Source organism: Streptomyces sp. NPDC030991, assembly GCF_055571235.1.
Genome location: NZ_JBVIFR010000002.1, coordinates 134,194 through 151,304 on the forward strand (window position 1 = coordinate 134,194; position 17,111 = coordinate 151,304).

A 17,111-nucleotide genomic window follows, 5' to 3' on the forward strand; every position below is an offset into this window, starting at 1 on the left:
GCGCGTTACGACTCCCCGTACCCCTCCCGCAGTTCCACCTTGCGGACCTTGCCGCTCACCGTCATGGGGAACGCGTCGAGGATCCGCAGCCGGGTCGGCACCTTGTAGTGGGCGAGGCGGTCGCGGCAGTGGGCGCGCAGTTCGTCGAGGGTGAGACCGGCGGCCGGGTCCCGCAGGATCACGCAGGCCAGGACCTCTTCGCCGTACTTCTCGTGCGGTACGCCCACCACCTGCACATCGGCGACGGCCGGATGCCCGTACAGGAACTCCTCGATCTCGCGCGGATAGACGTTCTCGCCGCCGCGGATGATCATGTCCTTGATGCGGCCGACGATCTGCGCGTAGCCGTCCTCGCGCAGCACCGCCAGGTCCCCGGTGTGCATCCAGCGTCCGGCGTCGACGACCTCGGCGGTCCGCTCGGGCTCGCCCCAGTAGCCGAGCATCACGCTGTAGCCGCGGGTGCACAGCTCGCCGGGTTCACCGCGCGGCAGGGTGACGCCGGTGACCGGGTCGACGACCTTGACCTCGATGTGCGGCAGGGCGCGGCCGACGGTGCCGGTGCGCCGCTCCAGGTCGTCGTCGCGGCGGGTCTGGAGGGAGACCGGCGACGTCTCCGTCATGCCGTAACAGATGGAGACCTCGGCCATGTGCATCTCGGCGACGACCCGTTTCATCACCTCGGCGGGGCACGGCGAGCCCGCCATGATGCCGGTGCGCAGCGACGACAGGTCGTACGAGGCGAAGTCCGGCAGGTTCAGCTCGGCGATGAACATCGTCGGCACCCCGTACAGGGAGGTGCACCGCTCGCCCTGCACTGCCTGGAGCGTCGCGGCGGGTTCGAAGGACGGGGCGGGGACGACGACGCAGGCACCGTGGGATGTGGCGGCCAGGTTTCCCATGACCATCCCGAAACAGTGGTAGAAGGGAACGGGCAGGCAGATCCGGTCGTGCTCGCTGTAGCCGACCGTCTCCCCCACCCAGTAACCGTTGTTGAGGATGTTGTGGTGGGAGAGCGTGGCCCCCTTGGGGAAGCCGGTGGTGCCGGAGGTGTACTGGATGTTGACCGGGTCGTCGCAGAACAACTCCGCTGCCCGGGCGGCGAGTTGCTCCGGTGTTGTGCGCGAGGCGGCGGCTACGAGCGCCTCCCAGCTCGGCTCCCCGATGAAGACGCGCTCCCGCAACTGCGGGCAGCCCGGCGCCACTTGGCGGACAAGCTCCCGATAGTCCGTGCCCTTGTGGCCGGTGGAGGCGACCAGCACCGAGATCCCCGACTGCTTGAGCACGTATGCCAACTCGTGGGCACGGTAAGCAGGGTTGATGTTGACCATGATCGCGCCGATGCGGGCGGTCGCGTACTGGACGAGGATCCACTCGGGGCAGTTCACCGCCCAAATGCCGACGCGATCCCCCTTGGCGACGCCCACGGCCAGCAGGGCGCGGGCCAACTCCTCGACATCGGCGCCCAATTGGCGGTACGTCCAGCGCCGTCCGCTCGGTACGTCGACGAGGGCGTCCCGCTCCGGCCATGCCTCGACGGCCCGCAGGAGGTTGCCGCCGATGGTGTCGCCGAGGAGGGGTTCGGGGCTGGTGCCGTGGGCGTAGGAGAGGGCGATGGTCACCGGAAGTCCTCCTCGCGGTACTCGGCGGTCGAGCCCTGCGCGGTGCGCTCACGCAGTTCGATGCGGCGGATCTTGCCGGAGACGGTCTTGGGCAGCTCGGCGAACTCGATACGGCGCAGCCGCTTGTACGGGGCAAGGACGGCGCGGGAGTGCTCGAAGAGCAGCTTGGCGGTGTCCGCGCCGGGTTCGAAGCCCTCGGCGAGCACGACGTACGCCTTCGGGACGGAGAGCCGGAGGGTGTCGGGCGCGGGCACGACCGCGGCCTCGGCGACTGCCTCGTGCTCCAGGAGGGCGCTCTCCAGCTCGAAGGGGCTGATCTTGTAGTCGCTGGCCTTGAAAATGTCGTCGGAGCGCCCCACGTAGGTCACGTAGCCGTCGGCGTCCCGGGCTCCGATGTCGCCGGTGCGGTAGTAGCCGCCCGCCATCGCCTCCGCCGTACGCTCCGGGTCGCCGTGGTAGCCGACCATAAGACCGACGGGGTGGGCGGCCAGGTCGAGGGCGATCTCCCCCTCGGCGGCGCCGGGTTCACCGGTGACGGGATCCAGGAGCTCGACCTTGAAACCGGGGCTGGGGCGCCCCATGGAGCCCGGCTTGAGCGGCTGGCCGGGGCTGTTGGAGACCTGCACGGACGTCTCGGTCTGCCCGAACCCGTCGCGGATGGTGATGCCCCAGGCTCGTTCGACCTGCTCGATGATCTCGGGGTTGAGCGGTTCCCCGGCGGCGACCACTTCCTTTGGCGGCGCGGCGAGTTGGGTGAGGTCCGCCTGGATGAGCATGCGCCACACGGTGGGCGGCGCGCAGAACGAGGTGACGCCCGCGCGGTCCATGGCGGCCATCAGCCGGCCCGCGTCGAAGCGCGTGTAGTTGTAGAGGAAGACGGTCGCCTCCGCGTTCCACGGCGCGAAGAAGTTCGACCAGGCATGCTTGGCCCAGCCGGGCGAGGAGATGTTCAGATGGACGTCGCCGGGGCGCAGCCCGATCCAGAACATCGTCGCCAAATGCCCTACGGGGTAGGAGACATGGGTGTGCTCGACGAGTTTGGGACGGGCCGTCGTGCCGGAGGTGAAGTACAGCAGCAGCGGGTCGTCGGCGAGGGTGACCCCGTCGGGCTCGAAGGCGTCCGGCGCGTCGGCGGCGTCCTCGTAGGCGAGCCAGCCCTCGACCGGCGCTCCGGCGCCGACGACGATCCGGCCGTACTCCCCCGGCACCTCGGTGAACTTGGCGACGTCCTCGGGCCGGACGACGACGTGCCGGGCCCGGCCGCGCTCGACGCGGTCGGTGAGGTCGGCGGGGCCGAGCAGCGGCGTGGCGGGGATGACGACGGCGCGCAGCTTCATCACGGCGAGCATCACCTCCCACAGCTCGACCTGGTTGCCGAGCATCAGCAGGACGCGGTCGCCCGGCCGCACTCCGTGGGCGCGCAGCCAGCCCGCGACCTGGTTCGAGCGGCGGCGCAGGGTGTCGAAGGAGAAGCGGGCCTCGTCGCCGTCCTCCTCGACGATGTGCAGGGCGGTCTTCTCGTTGCCTGCGGCGATGACGTCGAACCAGTCGAGGGCCCAGTTGAACCGGTCGGGCCGGGGCCAGGCGAAGCCCTCGTACGCCGTCTCGTACTCCTGGGCGTGCCGCAGCAGGAAGTCACGGGCCGTGCGGAACTGCTGCGTGGGGCCGTTCGCCGTCGTCATGTGCGCTCCTGGAGTCCTTCTCGTCCCGCGTCGTCGCGGGCCGTGTCATGCGGAACCGTGTCTGCCATCGTGTAGTCCGTGACGCAGGTCTCACCACCCCCGAACGGGGGTGACCCGAGCACGGCGAGGAGATCGAGGGTGAGCGCAGAAGCCGCGGAGGCGGTCGAGGTGCGCGCGGCGCTGGTGCGTCTGCGCCGGGGCACGGGGCTGCCCGTGGCCTTCGGCGGGCTCACCCCGAGCGCGGGCCAGGTACGTATCGCCGAGCTGAGCGGCACGGCGACCAACGCCCTGCGCGGCCTCGCCGTGTCGGCGGGCACCGGCCTGGGCGGCAAGGCCCTCAGCCTCGCGAGGGCCTGCGCGGTCACCGACTACCAGGGCTCGCGCCACATCAGCCACGAGTACGACGCCGCCGTCGGCGCCGAGGGCCTGCGCTCGGTCCTCGCGGTCCCCGTCGTCGTCCGCCGCCGGGTACGCGGTGTGCTGTACGGGGCGCTGCGCTCGGCCCAGCCGCTGGGCGACCGGACGCTGGACGCCGCTTTGGCGGCGGCCCGCGACGTGGAGCAGGCGCTGGTGGCGCGGGACGAGGCGAGGGCCCTGCTGGCGACGGCGAGCGCCCCGGTGGGTACGGGCGCCGGGGCGTGGGAGGAGGTCCGCGAGGCGCACGGCGCGCTGCGGGCCCTCGCCCCGAAGATCGTCGACCCGGCGCTGCGGGCCGAACTCCTCGCGGCCTGCGGCCGGCTGGCGTCGGCCTCTGCGCCGCGGACCGGGGAGGCGGGGGCGGTGCTCGCCCCGCGCGAGGTGGACGTCCTCGTCTGCGTGGCGGCGGGCGCGACGAACGCGGGGGCGGCCGCGCGGCTCGGACTGCGCCCGGAGACCGTCAAGGGTTATCTCCGGGCCGCCATGCGAAAACTGGGGGCGCACACCCGGGGCGAGGCGGTGGCGGCGGCACGGCGGGCGGGGCTGCTGCCGTAGGGGGGCGGTCGTCCTGGGCCCCTTGTGGTGGGCCTGGGTGGATGTCGTCATGGCCATCGGGTCGACTGCCGGCGCAGACGCTGCTGTTGGGGCTCGTGCCGATCTCCATCGGGCTGGTCACGGACACGCTGTGGGGGCTGACGGCGTCGGCGGCGCGGAACTGGTTCGCGCGCTCGGACCGGCGCCTCTCGCTGATCGGCGGGACGGGCGGCTTCGCCCTGATAGGTCTGGGGGTGACGGTCGCGGCGACGGGCCGCGCGGAGTGACCTTCGCGCAGGCCCCGGATCATCCCCGTACAGCGCCGAAGTCCACGGCGACCGGCCCTGGCGCCGCCAGGACGGCGGCGGTGCGCTCCGCCTCGGCGACGAGCTCGTCACGCTCGCCGCGGGTGAGCCGGCCGAAGGGCTCCAGGGTGAGAGAGCTTGGCTCGTCGCGCCCCTGCTTGCCCTCCTTGAGGGCCCACAGCCCGGCGAGGACGCCGTCGACGAGGAAGGTCGGGAAGGCTACGTTGCCCTGCCAGGTGCGGCCCCGGTCGGCGTCGCGCACCACGCGCGTGCGGTCGGCGTGCGAGAGCAGCAGGTTGTCGAACCCGGCGAGGAGCCGTGGCGGCGCCGGTACGTTCTCGTCGGGGCGGGGCGCGTCGGGCAGGTCGAAGAGTTCGACGCCGTGTTCGTCGCGGAAGGTGACGAGCCGCGGCCGCAACCGTTCGAAGGCGTCCTTGGTGCGGGTGAGCCCCGCCCACTGCTGGAAGTCCTTCACGGAGGCGGGCCCGAAGGCACCGAGGTAGCGCAGGACGGTCGCGTCGGGCGTCGGCGCCTCCTCGGGCGGCGTCCGTCCCAGCCAGTGCTCGGCGGTGGTGAGCCGCACCCCGCCGCTGCGCCGCCACAGGCCGCGCGGGGTGACCTGGACGAGCGGCAGCGAGCAGCGGGCGGCGGTCGACAGGGACTGCGGGTCGGCGTCGGGCCACTCCTTCAGGAGCAGTTCGCGCAGCTCCTTCGGGGTGCGCGGCTCCGTCTCGACGTACTCCCGCGTCAGGGCGCGCAGACGCGCCAGGTCGACGCCGTCGAGCCCCTTGCGGAACATGTTCAGCTCCCGGTCGCGCGCGGGCTGCACGAGCGGACGCAGCGTCAGGCAGTCCTCGGCGGTGTGCAGATGGATCGTGGAGCGCATGGTGACGAGGCGGGCCACGCGCCGTTCCTCCAGGGCCGTGGAGAGAGCGGCGGGGGTGAAGTCGGCGAGCCGGGCGGCGAGGGTGACGTACGGCGGCCGGACCTCCTGGGCCTGGAGTCCGACGAGGTGGGCGACGGCCTCGGCCGCCCCCAACGAGCTGCGTCGCAGGAGGAGTTGGCGTTCCAGAGTGGCCCGGCCCAGGGCCCGGGAGGTCATCGGCTTCGTCGTCATGAGGGGACGGTAACGGGCATCCGGGCCGGAGGGTGACCTTGGTGCCTTTCCGGCACCTGCGGACGGGCCCGGGGGTGACAGGCCCGGATGCCGCTGCCGGGCTGCGACACCTTCGCTGGTTACGCTGCCCGGGACCCGACGGCGGAAGGAGGCGGCGATGCCGCGACGGCAGGAGCGAGCCGGGCGGAACCGGCACGGCGGGACGCGCCGCTACACCTGGCGGCGGGGCGCGGCCCCGGCCCCGGCGTCCGAGCCGCCCACGGCGCCCGCCTCGGACGCGGCGCCGGCGCAGGAACCGGTGGACACTGTCGTGCACACGGCGCTGTACCGGGACGGGCTGCGCGTCGCGAACCCCGAGACCCTCACGGACACGTACCGGCAGTTGCACGAGCATCCGCGGACCGTGGCCTGGATCGGCCTGGCGCGCCCGACGGAGGCCGAACTGAAGTCACTGGCCGCCGAGTTCGACCTGCACCAGCTCGCGGTGGAGGACGCGCTGGAGGCGCACCAGCGCCCGAAGCTCGAGCGGTACGGCGAGACCCTCTTCGTCGTCCTGCGCGCGGCCCGCTATCTGGACGCGTCCGAGGAGGTCGACTTCGGGGAGCTGCACGTGTTCGTCGGCGCGGACTTCGTCATCACGGTCCGGCACGGCGCCGCGCCCGACCTCTCGGCCGTCCGCCGCCGCATGGAGGCGAGCCCCGAACTCCTCGGCCTCGGCCCCGAGGCCATCCTCTACGCGATCCTCGACGCGGTCGTGGACGGTTACGCCCCGGTCGTCGACGGCGTCCAGAACGACGTCGACGAGATCGAGACCGAGGTCTTCTCCGGCGCCCCCGAGGTCTCCCGCCGCATCTACGAACTCTCCCGTGAAATGGTCGAGTTCCAGCGCGCGACCCGCCCCCTGGTCGGCATGTTGCACGCCCTGATGGCGGGCTTCGCGAAGTACGGCACGGACGAGGAACTCCAGCGCTACCTGCGTGACGTCGCCGACCACGTCACCCACACCAGCGAACGCGTCGACAGCTTCCGCCAGGCCCTCGCCGACATCCTCACGGTGAACGCGACGCTGGTGACGCAGCAGCAGAACGCGGAGATGCGGGCGCTGGCGGAGGCGGGGTTCGAGCAGAACGAGGAGATCAAGAAGATCTCGTCCTGGGCGGCCATCTTGTTTGCACCCACGTTGGTGGGAACGATCTACGGGATGAACTTCGAGAACATGCCGGAACTGGGGTGGCGGTTCGGATATCCGTTCGCGATCGGGTTGATGGCAGTGGTGTGTGTGAGCCTGTACTTCGTCTTCAAGCGGCGGGACTGGCTGTAGCCGGGAGCTTGGGCGTACACCACACCCGGGCCGCGGGGTGGCAGTCATCGCCCGGGTGCCGGACGCCGGGTTTCCGACGCCGTAACCTCCCCACCGGGACAGTCGTCCGGTTCGCCCGAGGCTTTCGGGGTGCCGACCGGTTACGGCGCTCCGGTAGCCGACCGTGACGCGAGCAGAGCGCGTCGGTCGAGGACCATGCTGCGCCAGCGTCGGCGTACGGTCCGCTGCTCGTCGAGCCACCGTGCGCGGGAGGGGGTGTCGAGCGGGAGGCCGGCCATGAAGTGGGCGATGTCGACGTAGTAGGCGTAGTAACCCTCACGGGTCAGCTCACGGAGTCGGCTGATCCTGGAGGCGACGCCCGCCCGGTCGTCGCGGACGGCGTGGTGGAAGGTGCGTGCCAACTCAAGTTTGGCCTGGACGAAGGGCAGCCCCGACGTACTGATCTCGGCGGCCAGTACCCGTGCCCGGTCCTCGACTCCGGTGTCCGTGCCGGCGTCACGCAGGAGCACTGCGATCTGTACGTCCAAGGTCGCGACGCGCAGGTCGACCCGGGACAGGAGATGTTCACCGAGGTCGATCTCGTCGTCGGTGGCGGGGTCGGCGGTAAAAGCGAGAGTGAAGGCCCGCACGGCCTGTGACATGGCCGCCTCCCCGCTCTTGCCGTGCTCCTCGCCTTCCGCACGGGCTGCCCCGAAAGCCTCGGCAGCCGAGGCCATGTCGCCCTGTACCCATCGCACGTCCCCCACGACCCGGTGGTGCCGGCCTGCCCAGCCCAAGTGCTCGGCGGCCTCAAGAGCGGTCGGGAAGTCGCCGGCGAGCCGGGAGAGATGGGCGAGTCCGCGACGGGCATTCGCCGCGAGACGTCCATCGCCCGCGGCGACCAGCTGCATACCCTGGCGGGACTCCGCGGTGTGCCCGAGGTCGCGCTGCGCCTTGGCCCGGTAGTAGATGGCCACCTCGTGCAGTTCCGCGGGCAGCAACCCAGTGTCAGCGACTGCGACCAGGCGCTCCATCGTGCGGGCGCGGTTCTCGTGCTGCCTGCGGGCGAGCGCGCTGAGCAGCTCCACCAGCACGTCGGCAGCCGTGGCCGTGACGCCCTCCGCTTCGGGGGCGGCGGCCGGTTCGAGCGGCTCCCATACGGAGTCGCCGATGTACGTCCAGGCGGCCTCGGTGAGCCAGCCGAGGTCGAGACGGTGGTCGCGGGCGATGGCCAGTCCCTGGCGCAGACAGCCCACGAGGAGCGGGCGATCGCGGTCCGAGCCGCTGCGCCACTGCTCTCCGAGGGCGGCGAGGCCCCGGACGGCGGCCTGCCGCCAGTCGGCCGGAGACCACCGGTCGTCGGTGTGGTCGTCGGCTCCCCGGATCGTCGCGCGGATGAGGGCATGGAGGTGGAAGGGCCACAGGCCGAACGGTGTCTCCCGTACGAAGGGACGCTCCACGAGTCGCAGCGCCGGTGCTTGTCGGGGCAGACCCGCGGCCTGGGTCGCCAAAGCGACATCGAAGGAGGAGAAGAGACTGGCAGAGCGCAGCACATGGCGCTCGGGGGCGGTGAGGTCGGAGAGAGTGCGGGCGATCAGTGCGGGGAAGTCGTGGTCGAAATCGGTCGGCTGTGGGGTGTGCCCGCTGCGCCGGAGCTCCAGGAACCTCATGACGGAGAGGTCTAGGTACAGCGGCAGGCCGTGCGAGCGCTGCCCGATCACCGCGCGGACGGGTTCACTGATCAGAGGGCGGCCGTCGGAGGAGAGGCGTCGGGCGAGGTAGTCGTCGCAGTCCTCGAAGGAGAAGTCGCCGATCAGCATCTGCCGTTCACGGATGCGGGTAGGGGGCTCGGTGCCCCCATGGGGAGTGTCATGGGCGGCGAGACCGGGCCAGGCGGTGGGGCCGGTGAAGTCGAGCTGGCCCTGAAGGGCTCCGTCGGCCCACTGCAGGCGGGAGCGGCCGGTGATGACGAAGAAGGCGTTCGGCATCAGCCACACCAGACGCTGCAGGAGGCGTTCGAAGTCTCGGTGGGTGCGGTCCCCGATCTCCTCGAAGGCATCCAGCAGGATCACCGGGGTGACCCTCTTTGCGGCGGGTATCCGGGCAAGCTCCCAAGCGAGCAGGTGTGGGTAGTAGGACAGGGAATCCAGATCCGGTTCGCTCTCCAGGAGATCGGCCAGACGCGCACAGCCGGCGAGCGCACGCACGGTCTGCCGACGCTGGCGCAGCGCTGTGATGAGTGCCCCGGTCACCTGCCCGATGGCGGACCCCACTGTCCCCGGCAGCAGCAACGCCTGGGCGACGTCAGCCAGCGCGGACTGCATCTGCTGCGGCAGCGCCTTGCCGAACCGGGCTGCCAGGCCGCCACGGTCGAGGAAGTTCTCCAGCGGATCTCCCGGATGCTGGTGCTCCCAGTAGCGGCGCAATGCCAAGTCGAAGGCCGGCATTGGTCGGCCGATCGCGGCCAGCGCGAGGCGCACGCTGAGCACGACCTTTTCGAAGTCGGGGTCCGCGGAACGCGCGAGATCGATCCGTACGGGCAGGATCCGTGCTCCGGGCCGAACGGGGGCACCCCATTGGGCGGGACGTTGCGCCGGGTCGGCGAGGGACGCCTCGAACTTGCGCGACAGCGTGGTCTTCCCGATGCCACCGATTCCGTGGAGGACCACCACGTTGTTCCGCGCGACCTCCAGGTCCTCCGGAGCAAAGGCAGGGCTGTTGACATGCCGCAGGTGCTCGGTGAGCGCGGCCACCACGAACCCCCATTGCGCCTGCCGGTTCGTGAACACCTCCGCAGCATCGAGCGTGCGGTCGTTCGTACTGAACAGCGCCCGCAGATCGCGACCTGCCACGACAGCCCCCACGAAGATTCTTTGGTCGCAACTCATGCTCGGCCGAACCCCGTGGGGGAAGCATCCCCGAGGGCGGCGGCCCGCCACACATCGCTGCCTCTACCGCGCCACGCTGCCCAGCCACAGCAGGTCGCGCGCCCGTGTCATCGCCACGAAGAGCCGACTCCGTCGCAGCTCTTCGCGCTCCCGAGCCGTTTCGGTCACACCAGAGATGCCGGAGGCGTCGGCTGACACCCCGTTCGGCAGAGCTGCATCGTGCTGGGGCAGGTACACGTGCTTGAACTCCAGGCCCTTGGCTCTGCGGTAGCTGCCCAGCTTGACCGCGTCGACGGGGCGGCCGTCGTAATGCTCCAGCAGGCATACCGGTAAGTTCGCCCGGTTGAGCAGTCGCTGGTAGTGGCCGATGGTCCGTGTGGAGGGGCACAGCACCGCGGCGTCGGCTCGCGCGGTACCTGGCAGGGCACGCAGTGCTTCCAGGAGCACCTGATCGTGGGCGTCCACCGTCGGCCTCGCGACACGGATCACCTGCCCGTCGTGGTAGGTGAGGTCGACCTCGCGGCGCCCCGGCGTACGCAGGCCGTCGATGTCTTCGAAGGCGTCGTCGGCCACGATCGTGAGCGCCGCGTCCAAGATCTGTTTGCTGTTGCGGTAGTTGGTGCGTAGCACCTGTCCGCGGTCGCCACGAATGTCGATGCCCGCGTCAGCGAGGCGGAACCCGCCCGGATAGACGGCTTGCTGGCCGTCACCGACCAGGAGCAACCCATTGGCGGCATCACCGGTCAGGGCATGCAAGAGGCGTACCCCGACGAGGGTGAGGTCCTGGACCTCATCCACGATGACGGCCGCATATGACGGCTGATCCGTGTGACGCACCGCCTCTGCCAGAGCGAGGGACAATACGTCGTTGAAGTCGTGTACGCCGCGCTCGATGCGCAGCGACTCGTACGCCTCGTACAGCGCCCACACCGCTTGCCGATGCGGGCGGCGCAGGCTCGCCCTGCGTCGGCGCCGAGGCACGGTCGCGTACTCCTCGAAGGTGGTGATGCCGCGGCCCTTGATGACGTGGTCGATCTCCTCGTGCCAGTAGGCCGGCGTCGGGTCGATCTCGGCCAGACAGCTGTCACGCCCGACGTGCTTCCAAGCGAGGCTGAAGGCGGTCTCGGCCTTGTCTCCGTGCAGCCGCACCGGGACGTCTCGCGCCTGCAGGAATTCCTGCGCCCAGGAGTGCAGGCTGCGGAAATCCACGCGGTCCGCGACCGCCGGGGACATGGTCCTGAGGAAAGTTCCCTGTACTCGGGGCAGGTTGTTGGCATACGTGACGTACAGGATCCGGCCGCCGGTGCGCCGGGCGAGATGGGCAGCGCGGTGCAGCCCGACCACGGTCTTTCCCGTGCCCGCCGGGCCGCTGATGCGAGCCGGACCCGACCAGTTGCGGCGCACGAGCGCTACCTGATCGGGATGGAGGAAGGTCATCCACTGCTCGATCGGGGCCCGTAACGCCTCCTCCAGGGCCGCATCCCGCAGCCCTTCCAGATCGAACAGTCCGTCGGGCTCGGCCTGTTGCGGCTGCTCCGCCGGCGGCACCCTCTGCGCAACCGCCGATCCCTCGTAGCCGGGGAAGATGCGTTCCAAATGGTCGGCGATCGCACGGACCGCCTCCGGACGCAGCCGACGGCACTCCGACAGCAACGCGGGGCCGACTTCGTGCTCGCCCAGGAGCCGGACCCGGCCGAGGCCGGCGTCGACTCGTTGCCCTGCGAAGACCATGAGCGGCTGGACCGCCACCGGAGACAAGCCGAGCGATGCGACCGCTCCCTCGGCGGCTTTCGTGACCGCAAGCAGCTTCGCCGCGTGCTCGTCACGTGGCTCACCTCCAGCGCGGAGCTTGCCATCCGAGACCTCCGGGGCGGAGCGCCAGTTCTTGACGTCGATGACGAACACACCGCCAGGCCCCACCAGCAACATGTCCACATTGGCGGCGCGGGCCCCTGGCCAACGGCGATCCACGAGCAGTCGCCACCCGCGCTCCGTGAGCACCAACAGCTGGGCGGCAACCCGGCGTTCGCCCTCGCTTCCCGCTTCCCACTGACGCGCCTGCCGGCGGGCGGCCTGCCACTGCTCACGCAGCAACCGCTCCTGCCGTCGTGCCTCCTGCGCCCGTCGCGACGCCGACCCGCCTGCCGCCATACCCAGCCCCTTCGTACGCGGAGTAGCGATCATAGGACGGTCCGCGACCGTAGCGGCAGGGTGCACAACGGCTCAACCGTCGCGGCCGGGCAGCATCGACAGGGCGCGGGAGCGCTGGGCGACGAGGTCGGCGTAGGTGCCGTCGCGTTCGGCCCAGCGGTGCATGCGGACGCCCTCCACGAGGATCTCGTGCGGGGTGGGATCCGCCGAGAGCAGGTGCATGACCTCGGTGGCGAAGGCGTCGAGCGGCAGCGCGTGCGGGTTCACCTTCTCCTGGCCCGCCGTGGCGACGGCCAGGGGGACGAGTTCGACGACGCCGACACCGGTGCCGTCGAGCTGGGCGCGCAGCGCCTCGGAGTAGGCGTGCACCGCGGCCTTCGAGGCGGCGTAGCTGGGCATGGGCGGGAACGGCAGGAAGGCGATGCCGGAGGTGACGGTGACGAACGTGCCGGCGCCCCGCAGGACCAGGTGCGGGGTGAAGGCGTCGACGACCCGGATGGTGCCGGTCAGGTTGGTGTCGATCGTCGTCCTCGCCGCCTCGAAGTGCGCGGGGTCGCGCAGGTCCTCCAGGAGCATGACGCCGGACATCGTGATCACGGTGTCCAGCTCGGGGTAGCGGGCGAGCGCGGCGTCCCGGAGGGCGGTGACGGAGGCGCTGTCGGTGACGTCGACGGTGAACGTGCCGAAGCCTTCCCCGGCGAGTTCGGCGAGCGCCCGCGGGCTGCGGCCGCCGACGGCCACGGTGCTGCCCGCCGCGGCGAAGCGCCGGGCCAGCTCGCGGCCGATGCCCGAGGTTCCGCCGACGACGAGGACGGTGCGGTTGGAGAGATCCACGGGATCTTCCCTTCGATCAAGGGCGCCGAGGCCGTTCGGGCCTTCGACGCGGACAGTGAGGGGCTCTGTCTCCTTCGAAACAGTGCTCTCTCACTCTTGGCCGCCTTCGCCGGGTGTGGCAGAGCCCCCGTCTTCCCTGGTCCTGCCAGGGCCCCCGCTACGACCTCCGCACGGCATTACGGTGTCGGTATGAAGGATGACGAATCCGGCAACCGGCTCGGCAGCTATCTGCGGGCCCGGCGGGAGCTGGTCTCCCCGGCCCGGGCGGGGCTGCCGCCCGGCGGCCGGCGCCGCGTGCCCGGTCTGCGCCGTGAGGAGGTCGCCCTGCTCGCCGGCATCAGCCCCGACTACTACCTGCGTCTGGAGCGGGGACGTGACAAGAACCCCTCGCCGCAGGTTCTCGAAGCACTCGCACGCGTCCTGCACCTCGACGACCTGGAGCGCACGTATCTGCTCGGCCTCGCGGCGGCCCGCCCCCGGGCGCCGCGCCGCAAGCGGCCCGAGCACGTACCGGCGCGGGTGCACCAGCTCCTCGCCCACCTTCAGATCCCCGCGTTCGTCGAGGGGCGCGCGTTCGACGTCCTGGCCTCCAACGCCATGGCCGTCGCGCTCTCGCCCCGGCTGCGACCCGGCGAGAACCGGCTGCGTTCGCTGCTCCTCGACCCCGAGGAGCAGGCCTTCCACCAGGACTGGGCGCGAGCCACCGCCGATTTCGTCGCCGCCCTGCGCACCACCGTCGGCGACGACACCGACGACCCCCGGTTCGTCGAGCTCGTCGGTGAACTCGCCCTGTCCAGCCAGCGGTTCCGCACCCTGTGGGCGCGCCACGACGTCCGGGCCCTCGACGGGGGCACGACCACGGTCCACCACCCCGTCGTCGGTGACCTGCGCCTGCACCGGGACAAGCTCCCCGTCGACGACGTCATCCTCGTCGTCTACTACCCCGACAAGGACAGCGACAGCGACGAGAAGCTGGGCCTCCTCGCCGCGCTCGCCCGGACCGAGTCCGACGGCTCGGCGGCTCAAGAGAGCAGGCCCGTGGACGAGCGGCCCTGATCCGATTCCCGGATAGCGAAGATCCACCGGGCGGATACCGGCACCCTCGCAGCCGGCTCCCTCGCAGCCGCCTGCATCGCATCGGTTCCCCGATGCCGTCCACCGCCCCCATCGGTTCCACGACGCCGCCCCCGCCTGTATTGCCCCCTACGGCAGGGCCTCCGGCCCCCCGCCCGTCTCGGCCAGCCGTCTGCCGACCCGGGCGGCGGTCTCGCGGAGCCAGATGTGGGCGGCGTCGTGGGTGTGCACCGGGTGCCACCACATGGCCTCCCGCAGGGGCACCGCCTCGTACGGCGGCTCCAGTACGCGGACGGCCGCGAGCGGTGCGAGCAACCGGGCGAGGCGCGCCTGGATCAGGGCGATCCGCCGGGTGCCCGCGACCAGCAGCGGCAGCAGCTGGAAACTGTCGACGGAGACCTCCACGCGCGGCTCGACCCCGAGCATGCCGAGCTGGCGTACGGCCGGGGCGTCGTAGGTGCGCTGGTAGGTGACCCAGGGCAGTCGGGCGAGGTCCTGGCGGGTGAGCCGGTCCTCGACGCTCGGATGGTCGTCGGCGACGAGGAAGACCCAGCGGTCGTCGTACAGGTCGGTGGCGGGGAAGTCGCTGATGACGCCGTGCGGCATGAGCAGCCCATCGACGGCGCTGAGCAGGGTGGCGGTGTCGTCGACCACGGTGGGCGGGGTCTGCGCGAACCGCAGCCGGATGCCGGGGGCCTCCTCGTGGACGACGCGGGCGAGTTCGGTGCCGAAGACGGAGACGGCGTAGTCGGAGGCCACCAGCCTGAACTCGCGACTCTCCCGCGCCGGGTCGAAGTCGGCCTGGCTGGCGAAGAGGCGCTCGAGGACGTCGTAGGCGGTGGAGGTGCGGTCGAGCAGCACCTGGCCGAGGGCGGTGAGTTCGTAGTGGCCGCCGACGCGGGCGAGCAGGTCGTCGTCGAAGTGGCGGCGCAGGCGGGCCAGGGCCGCGCTCATGGCGGGCTGGCTCAGCCCGACGCGCCGCCCGGCCCGGGTCACGTTGCGCTCCTCCAGCAGGGCGCGCAGCGCGACGACGAGGTTGAGGTCCAGGCGGGCCAGGTTCACGGGGTTTCCCTTGGCTGTGCGGCGGTACGGGCGGCGCTGACCAGGAAGAATCTGGCGGCTGGATGACATCCATCCACACAATCTATTTCCCTGATCACCGTGGGCGGGTCCAGATTAGTCCCACCGCAATCAGGAGGACATGTCCGTGAAACCCGCCCCCGCACCCACCCTCTTCGCCGGCCCCTTCGCCCTGGCGACGCTCTCGGCCCCGGACGGCCCGGCGTTCCCCGCTCTCGTCACCCCGGACTCCCGCGTCGTCGACCTGCGCCTCGCCCTCGGTGACGAGCGGCTGACCGTGGTCCGGCTCCTGGAGGAGTGGCCGTCGGTACTGCCGCGGCTGCGCTCCCTGGCCGACGACACCGACGTGGAGCGCAAGCCGCTGGCGGATTTCCGGGTGCACGCGCCGGTCGAGCCGCGTCAGGTGTTCCAGTCCGGCGCCAACTACCGGCAGCACGTGATCGATCTGCACGTCGCGCACCGCGCCCCCGGCGACGACCGGCCGGAGGCGGAGCGGCGGGCGGAGGCGGCGGAGATCATGGACCGGCGTGCGACGGAGGACCTGCCGTACGTCTTCATCGGTCTGCCGAGCGCGATCACGGGCCCGTACGACGATGTGACGCTGCCTGTCTGGGCGCAGAAGCCGGACTGGGAACTGGAGTTGACGGCCGTGATCGGCCGACCCGCGCACCGGGTGTCGGTGGAGGAGGCGCTGGAGTACGTCGCCGGGTACACGATCGCCAACGACCTCACCGACCGCGCCACGGTCTTCCGCCGTGACATGCCGCAGATCGGCACCGACTGGCTGCGCAGCAAGAACGCGCCCGGGTTCACCCCGCTCGGCCCGTGGATCGTGCCCGCCGAGTCGGTCGCCGACCCCGACGACCTGCGCCTCGTACTGAAGCTGAACGGTGAGGCCATGCAGGACGAGTCCACCAAGGACATGATCTTCAATGTGGCCCGGATGGTCTCCTACGCCTCCCAGTCCGCCCAACTCCTCCCCGGTGACCTGGTGTTGACGGGTTCCCCGGCCGGGAACGGCATGCACTGGGGCCGGTTGCTGCGCGACGGTGACGTCATGGAGGGTTCCATCACCGGGCTGGGCGCGCAGCGCACCCGGTGTGTGGCGGAGGTGGCGTCGGCATGACGGCACTGGACCGCGAGGACCCCGCAGGCGCGATCGCCGAGGCCGCCGCGTCGTACTCGAACTGGGGCCGCTGGGGCGAGGACGATGTGCTCGGCACCCTCAACTTCCTCGACGAGGCCAAGCGCCGTGAGGGAGCCGCGCTCGTACGACGGGGCGTCAGTTTCTCGCTGTCGCAACGGTTCGACATGGACGGGCCGCAGAAGGGCTGGCGGCGCCGGACCAACCCGGTGCACACCATGCTGGACACCGGGACCGACGCGGCGCTCGGCAACCAGGGGTTCCCGCACGGGATCGGCGGCGCCGACGACGTGATCGCGATGCCGTTGCAGTGCTCCACGCAGTGGGACGGGCTCGGCCACATCTTCGATCACGGCAAAGCCTGGAACGGCCGGGCCGCCGAGCGGGTCGTCACCTCCGACGGCGACCTCGTCACCGGCATCGAGCACATGGCCCCGCACGTCGCAGGGCGCGGCGTCCTCCTCGACGTGGGCCGCGTCATCGGCGAGGACGGCGAGCTGCCCGACGCCTTCGCCGTCACCGAGGAGCATCTGGCCGCCACCGCGAAGGCGCACGGCGTGACGGTCGGCCGGGGTGACATCGTGCTGGTCCGCACCGGGCAGCTGACCCGGGTGCGGCGCGAGGGCTGGGGCGAGTACGCCGGGGGGCCCGCGCCGGGTCTCTCGTTCACCTCGGCGGGCTGGCTGCACCGCACCGAGATCGCCGCGATCGCCACCGACACCTGGGGCTTCGAGGTGCGGCCCAACGAGTTCGAGCACGCCTTCCAGCCCCTGCACCAGGTCGCCATCCCCAACATGGGCCTGCTCATCGGCGAGATGTGGGACCCGGACGCGCTCGCCGCCGACTGCGCGGCCGACGGCGTGTACGAGTTCTGGCTCACGGCCGCGCCCCTGCCGATCACCGGGGCCGTCGGCTCACCCGTCAACCCCATCGCCGTCAAGTAGCCCCGCACACCCCTGCGGAACA

Annotated in this window: 12 protein-coding genes and 1 pseudogene; 6 read left to right on the forward strand and 7 right to left on the reverse strand. The window is 71.3% G+C overall.

What is annotated here, in order from left to right:
• Positions 1 to 5: 5 nt before the first annotated feature.
• Positions 6 to 1,619 carry an AMP-binding protein gene (locus tag ACZ45E_RS04225; RefSeq protein WP_468216314.1) on the reverse strand — a complete coding sequence of 538 codons (1,614 nt, stop codon included), beginning with the start codon at positions 1,617 to 1,619 and terminating at the stop codon, positions 6 to 8.
• Entirely contained in the window at positions 1,616 to 3,301 is a 1,686-nt protein-coding gene (locus ACZ45E_RS04230; protein ID WP_468216315.1) for an AMP-binding protein, read from the reverse strand. The genes ACZ45E_RS04225 and ACZ45E_RS04230 overlap by 4 nt, the downstream gene beginning before the upstream one ends.
• A 138-nt stretch (positions 3,302 to 3,439) precedes the next feature.
• Here ACZ45E_RS04230 and ACZ45E_RS04235 point away from each other — a divergent pair, with 138 nt between their 5' ends.
• A complete protein-coding gene (locus ACZ45E_RS04235) occupies positions 3,440 to 4,273 on the forward strand; it encodes a helix-turn-helix transcriptional regulator (protein WP_468216317.1) in 834 nt (277 codons plus the stop codon).
• 56 nt (positions 4,274 to 4,329) lie between these two features.
• A pseudogene (locus ACZ45E_RS04240) lies at positions 4,330 to 4,539 on the forward strand (LysE family translocator); the annotation flags it as partial.
• Between the two features lie 19 nt (positions 4,540 to 4,558).
• Here ACZ45E_RS04240 and ACZ45E_RS04245 read toward each other — a convergent pair.
• The gene (locus ACZ45E_RS04245; protein ID WP_468216319.1) at positions 4,559 to 5,674 is read right to left on the reverse strand and encodes a winged helix DNA-binding domain-containing protein; all 1,116 of its coding nucleotides are present in this window, start codon (positions 5,672 to 5,674) and stop codon (positions 4,559 to 4,561) included.
• Between the two features lie 157 nt (positions 5,675 to 5,831).
• Here ACZ45E_RS04245 and ACZ45E_RS04250 point away from each other — a divergent pair, with 157 nt between their 5' ends.
• The gene (locus ACZ45E_RS04250) at positions 5,832 to 6,995 is read left to right on the forward strand and encodes a magnesium and cobalt transport protein CorA (RefSeq protein ID WP_468216321.1); all 1,164 of its coding nucleotides are present in this window, start codon (positions 5,832 to 5,834) and stop codon (positions 6,993 to 6,995) included.
• Between the two features lie 140 nt (positions 6,996 to 7,135).
• Here the strand turns inward: ACZ45E_RS04250 and ACZ45E_RS04255 are convergent, their stop codons facing one another.
• The 3 genes from ACZ45E_RS04255 to ACZ45E_RS04265 form a co-directional block, all read right to left on the reverse strand.
• Positions 7,136 to 9,826, reverse strand: a complete 2,691-nt coding sequence (locus ACZ45E_RS04255) for an ATP/GTP-binding protein (RefSeq protein ID WP_468216324.1) — start codon at positions 9,824 to 9,826, stop codon at positions 7,136 to 7,138.
• A 99-nt stretch (positions 9,827 to 9,925) separates the two neighbouring features.
• On the reverse strand, positions 9,926 to 12,013 hold the full coding sequence (locus ACZ45E_RS04260; protein WP_468216325.1) for a nuclease-related domain-containing DEAD/DEAH box helicase: 2,088 nt from the start codon (positions 12,011 to 12,013) through the stop codon (positions 9,926 to 9,928).
• Positions 12,014 to 12,085: 72 nt separating this feature from the next.
• Positions 12,086 to 12,847 carry an SDR family oxidoreductase gene (locus tag ACZ45E_RS04265; protein ID WP_468216327.1) on the reverse strand — a complete coding sequence of 254 codons (762 nt, stop codon included), beginning with the start codon at positions 12,845 to 12,847 and terminating at the stop codon, positions 12,086 to 12,088.
• Positions 12,848 to 13,036: 189 nt separating this feature from the next.
• On the opposite strand from ACZ45E_RS04265, the gene ACZ45E_RS04270 reads away from it, so the two are divergent.
• Positions 13,037 to 13,903 (forward strand): helix-turn-helix domain-containing protein, encoded by an 867-nt coding sequence (locus ACZ45E_RS04270; protein ID WP_468216330.1) that lies wholly within the window; start codon positions 13,037 to 13,039, stop codon positions 13,901 to 13,903.
• 147 nt (positions 13,904 to 14,050) lie between these two features.
• Here ACZ45E_RS04270 and ACZ45E_RS04275 read toward each other — a convergent pair whose 3' ends face one another.
• Positions 14,051 to 14,983 (reverse strand): LysR family transcriptional regulator, encoded by a 933-nt coding sequence (locus ACZ45E_RS04275; protein ID WP_468216331.1) that lies wholly within the window; start codon positions 14,981 to 14,983, stop codon positions 14,051 to 14,053.
• A 139-nt stretch (positions 14,984 to 15,122) separates the two neighbouring features.
• Between ACZ45E_RS04275 and ACZ45E_RS04280 the strand changes: the two genes are divergently transcribed.
• Positions 15,123 to 16,127: a fumarylacetoacetate hydrolase family protein gene (locus tag ACZ45E_RS04280; protein ID WP_468216332.1), complete on the forward strand. Its 1,005-nt coding sequence runs from the start codon at positions 15,123 to 15,125 to the stop codon at positions 16,125 to 16,127.
• Positions 16,124 to 17,089, forward strand: coding sequence for a cyclase family protein (locus ACZ45E_RS04285; RefSeq protein ID WP_468216335.1), 966 nt, complete (start codon positions 16,124 to 16,126; stop codon positions 17,087 to 17,089). Before ACZ45E_RS04280 ends, ACZ45E_RS04285 begins: the two co-directional genes overlap by 4 nt.
• The last annotated feature ends 22 nt before the right edge of the window (positions 17,090 to 17,111 follow it).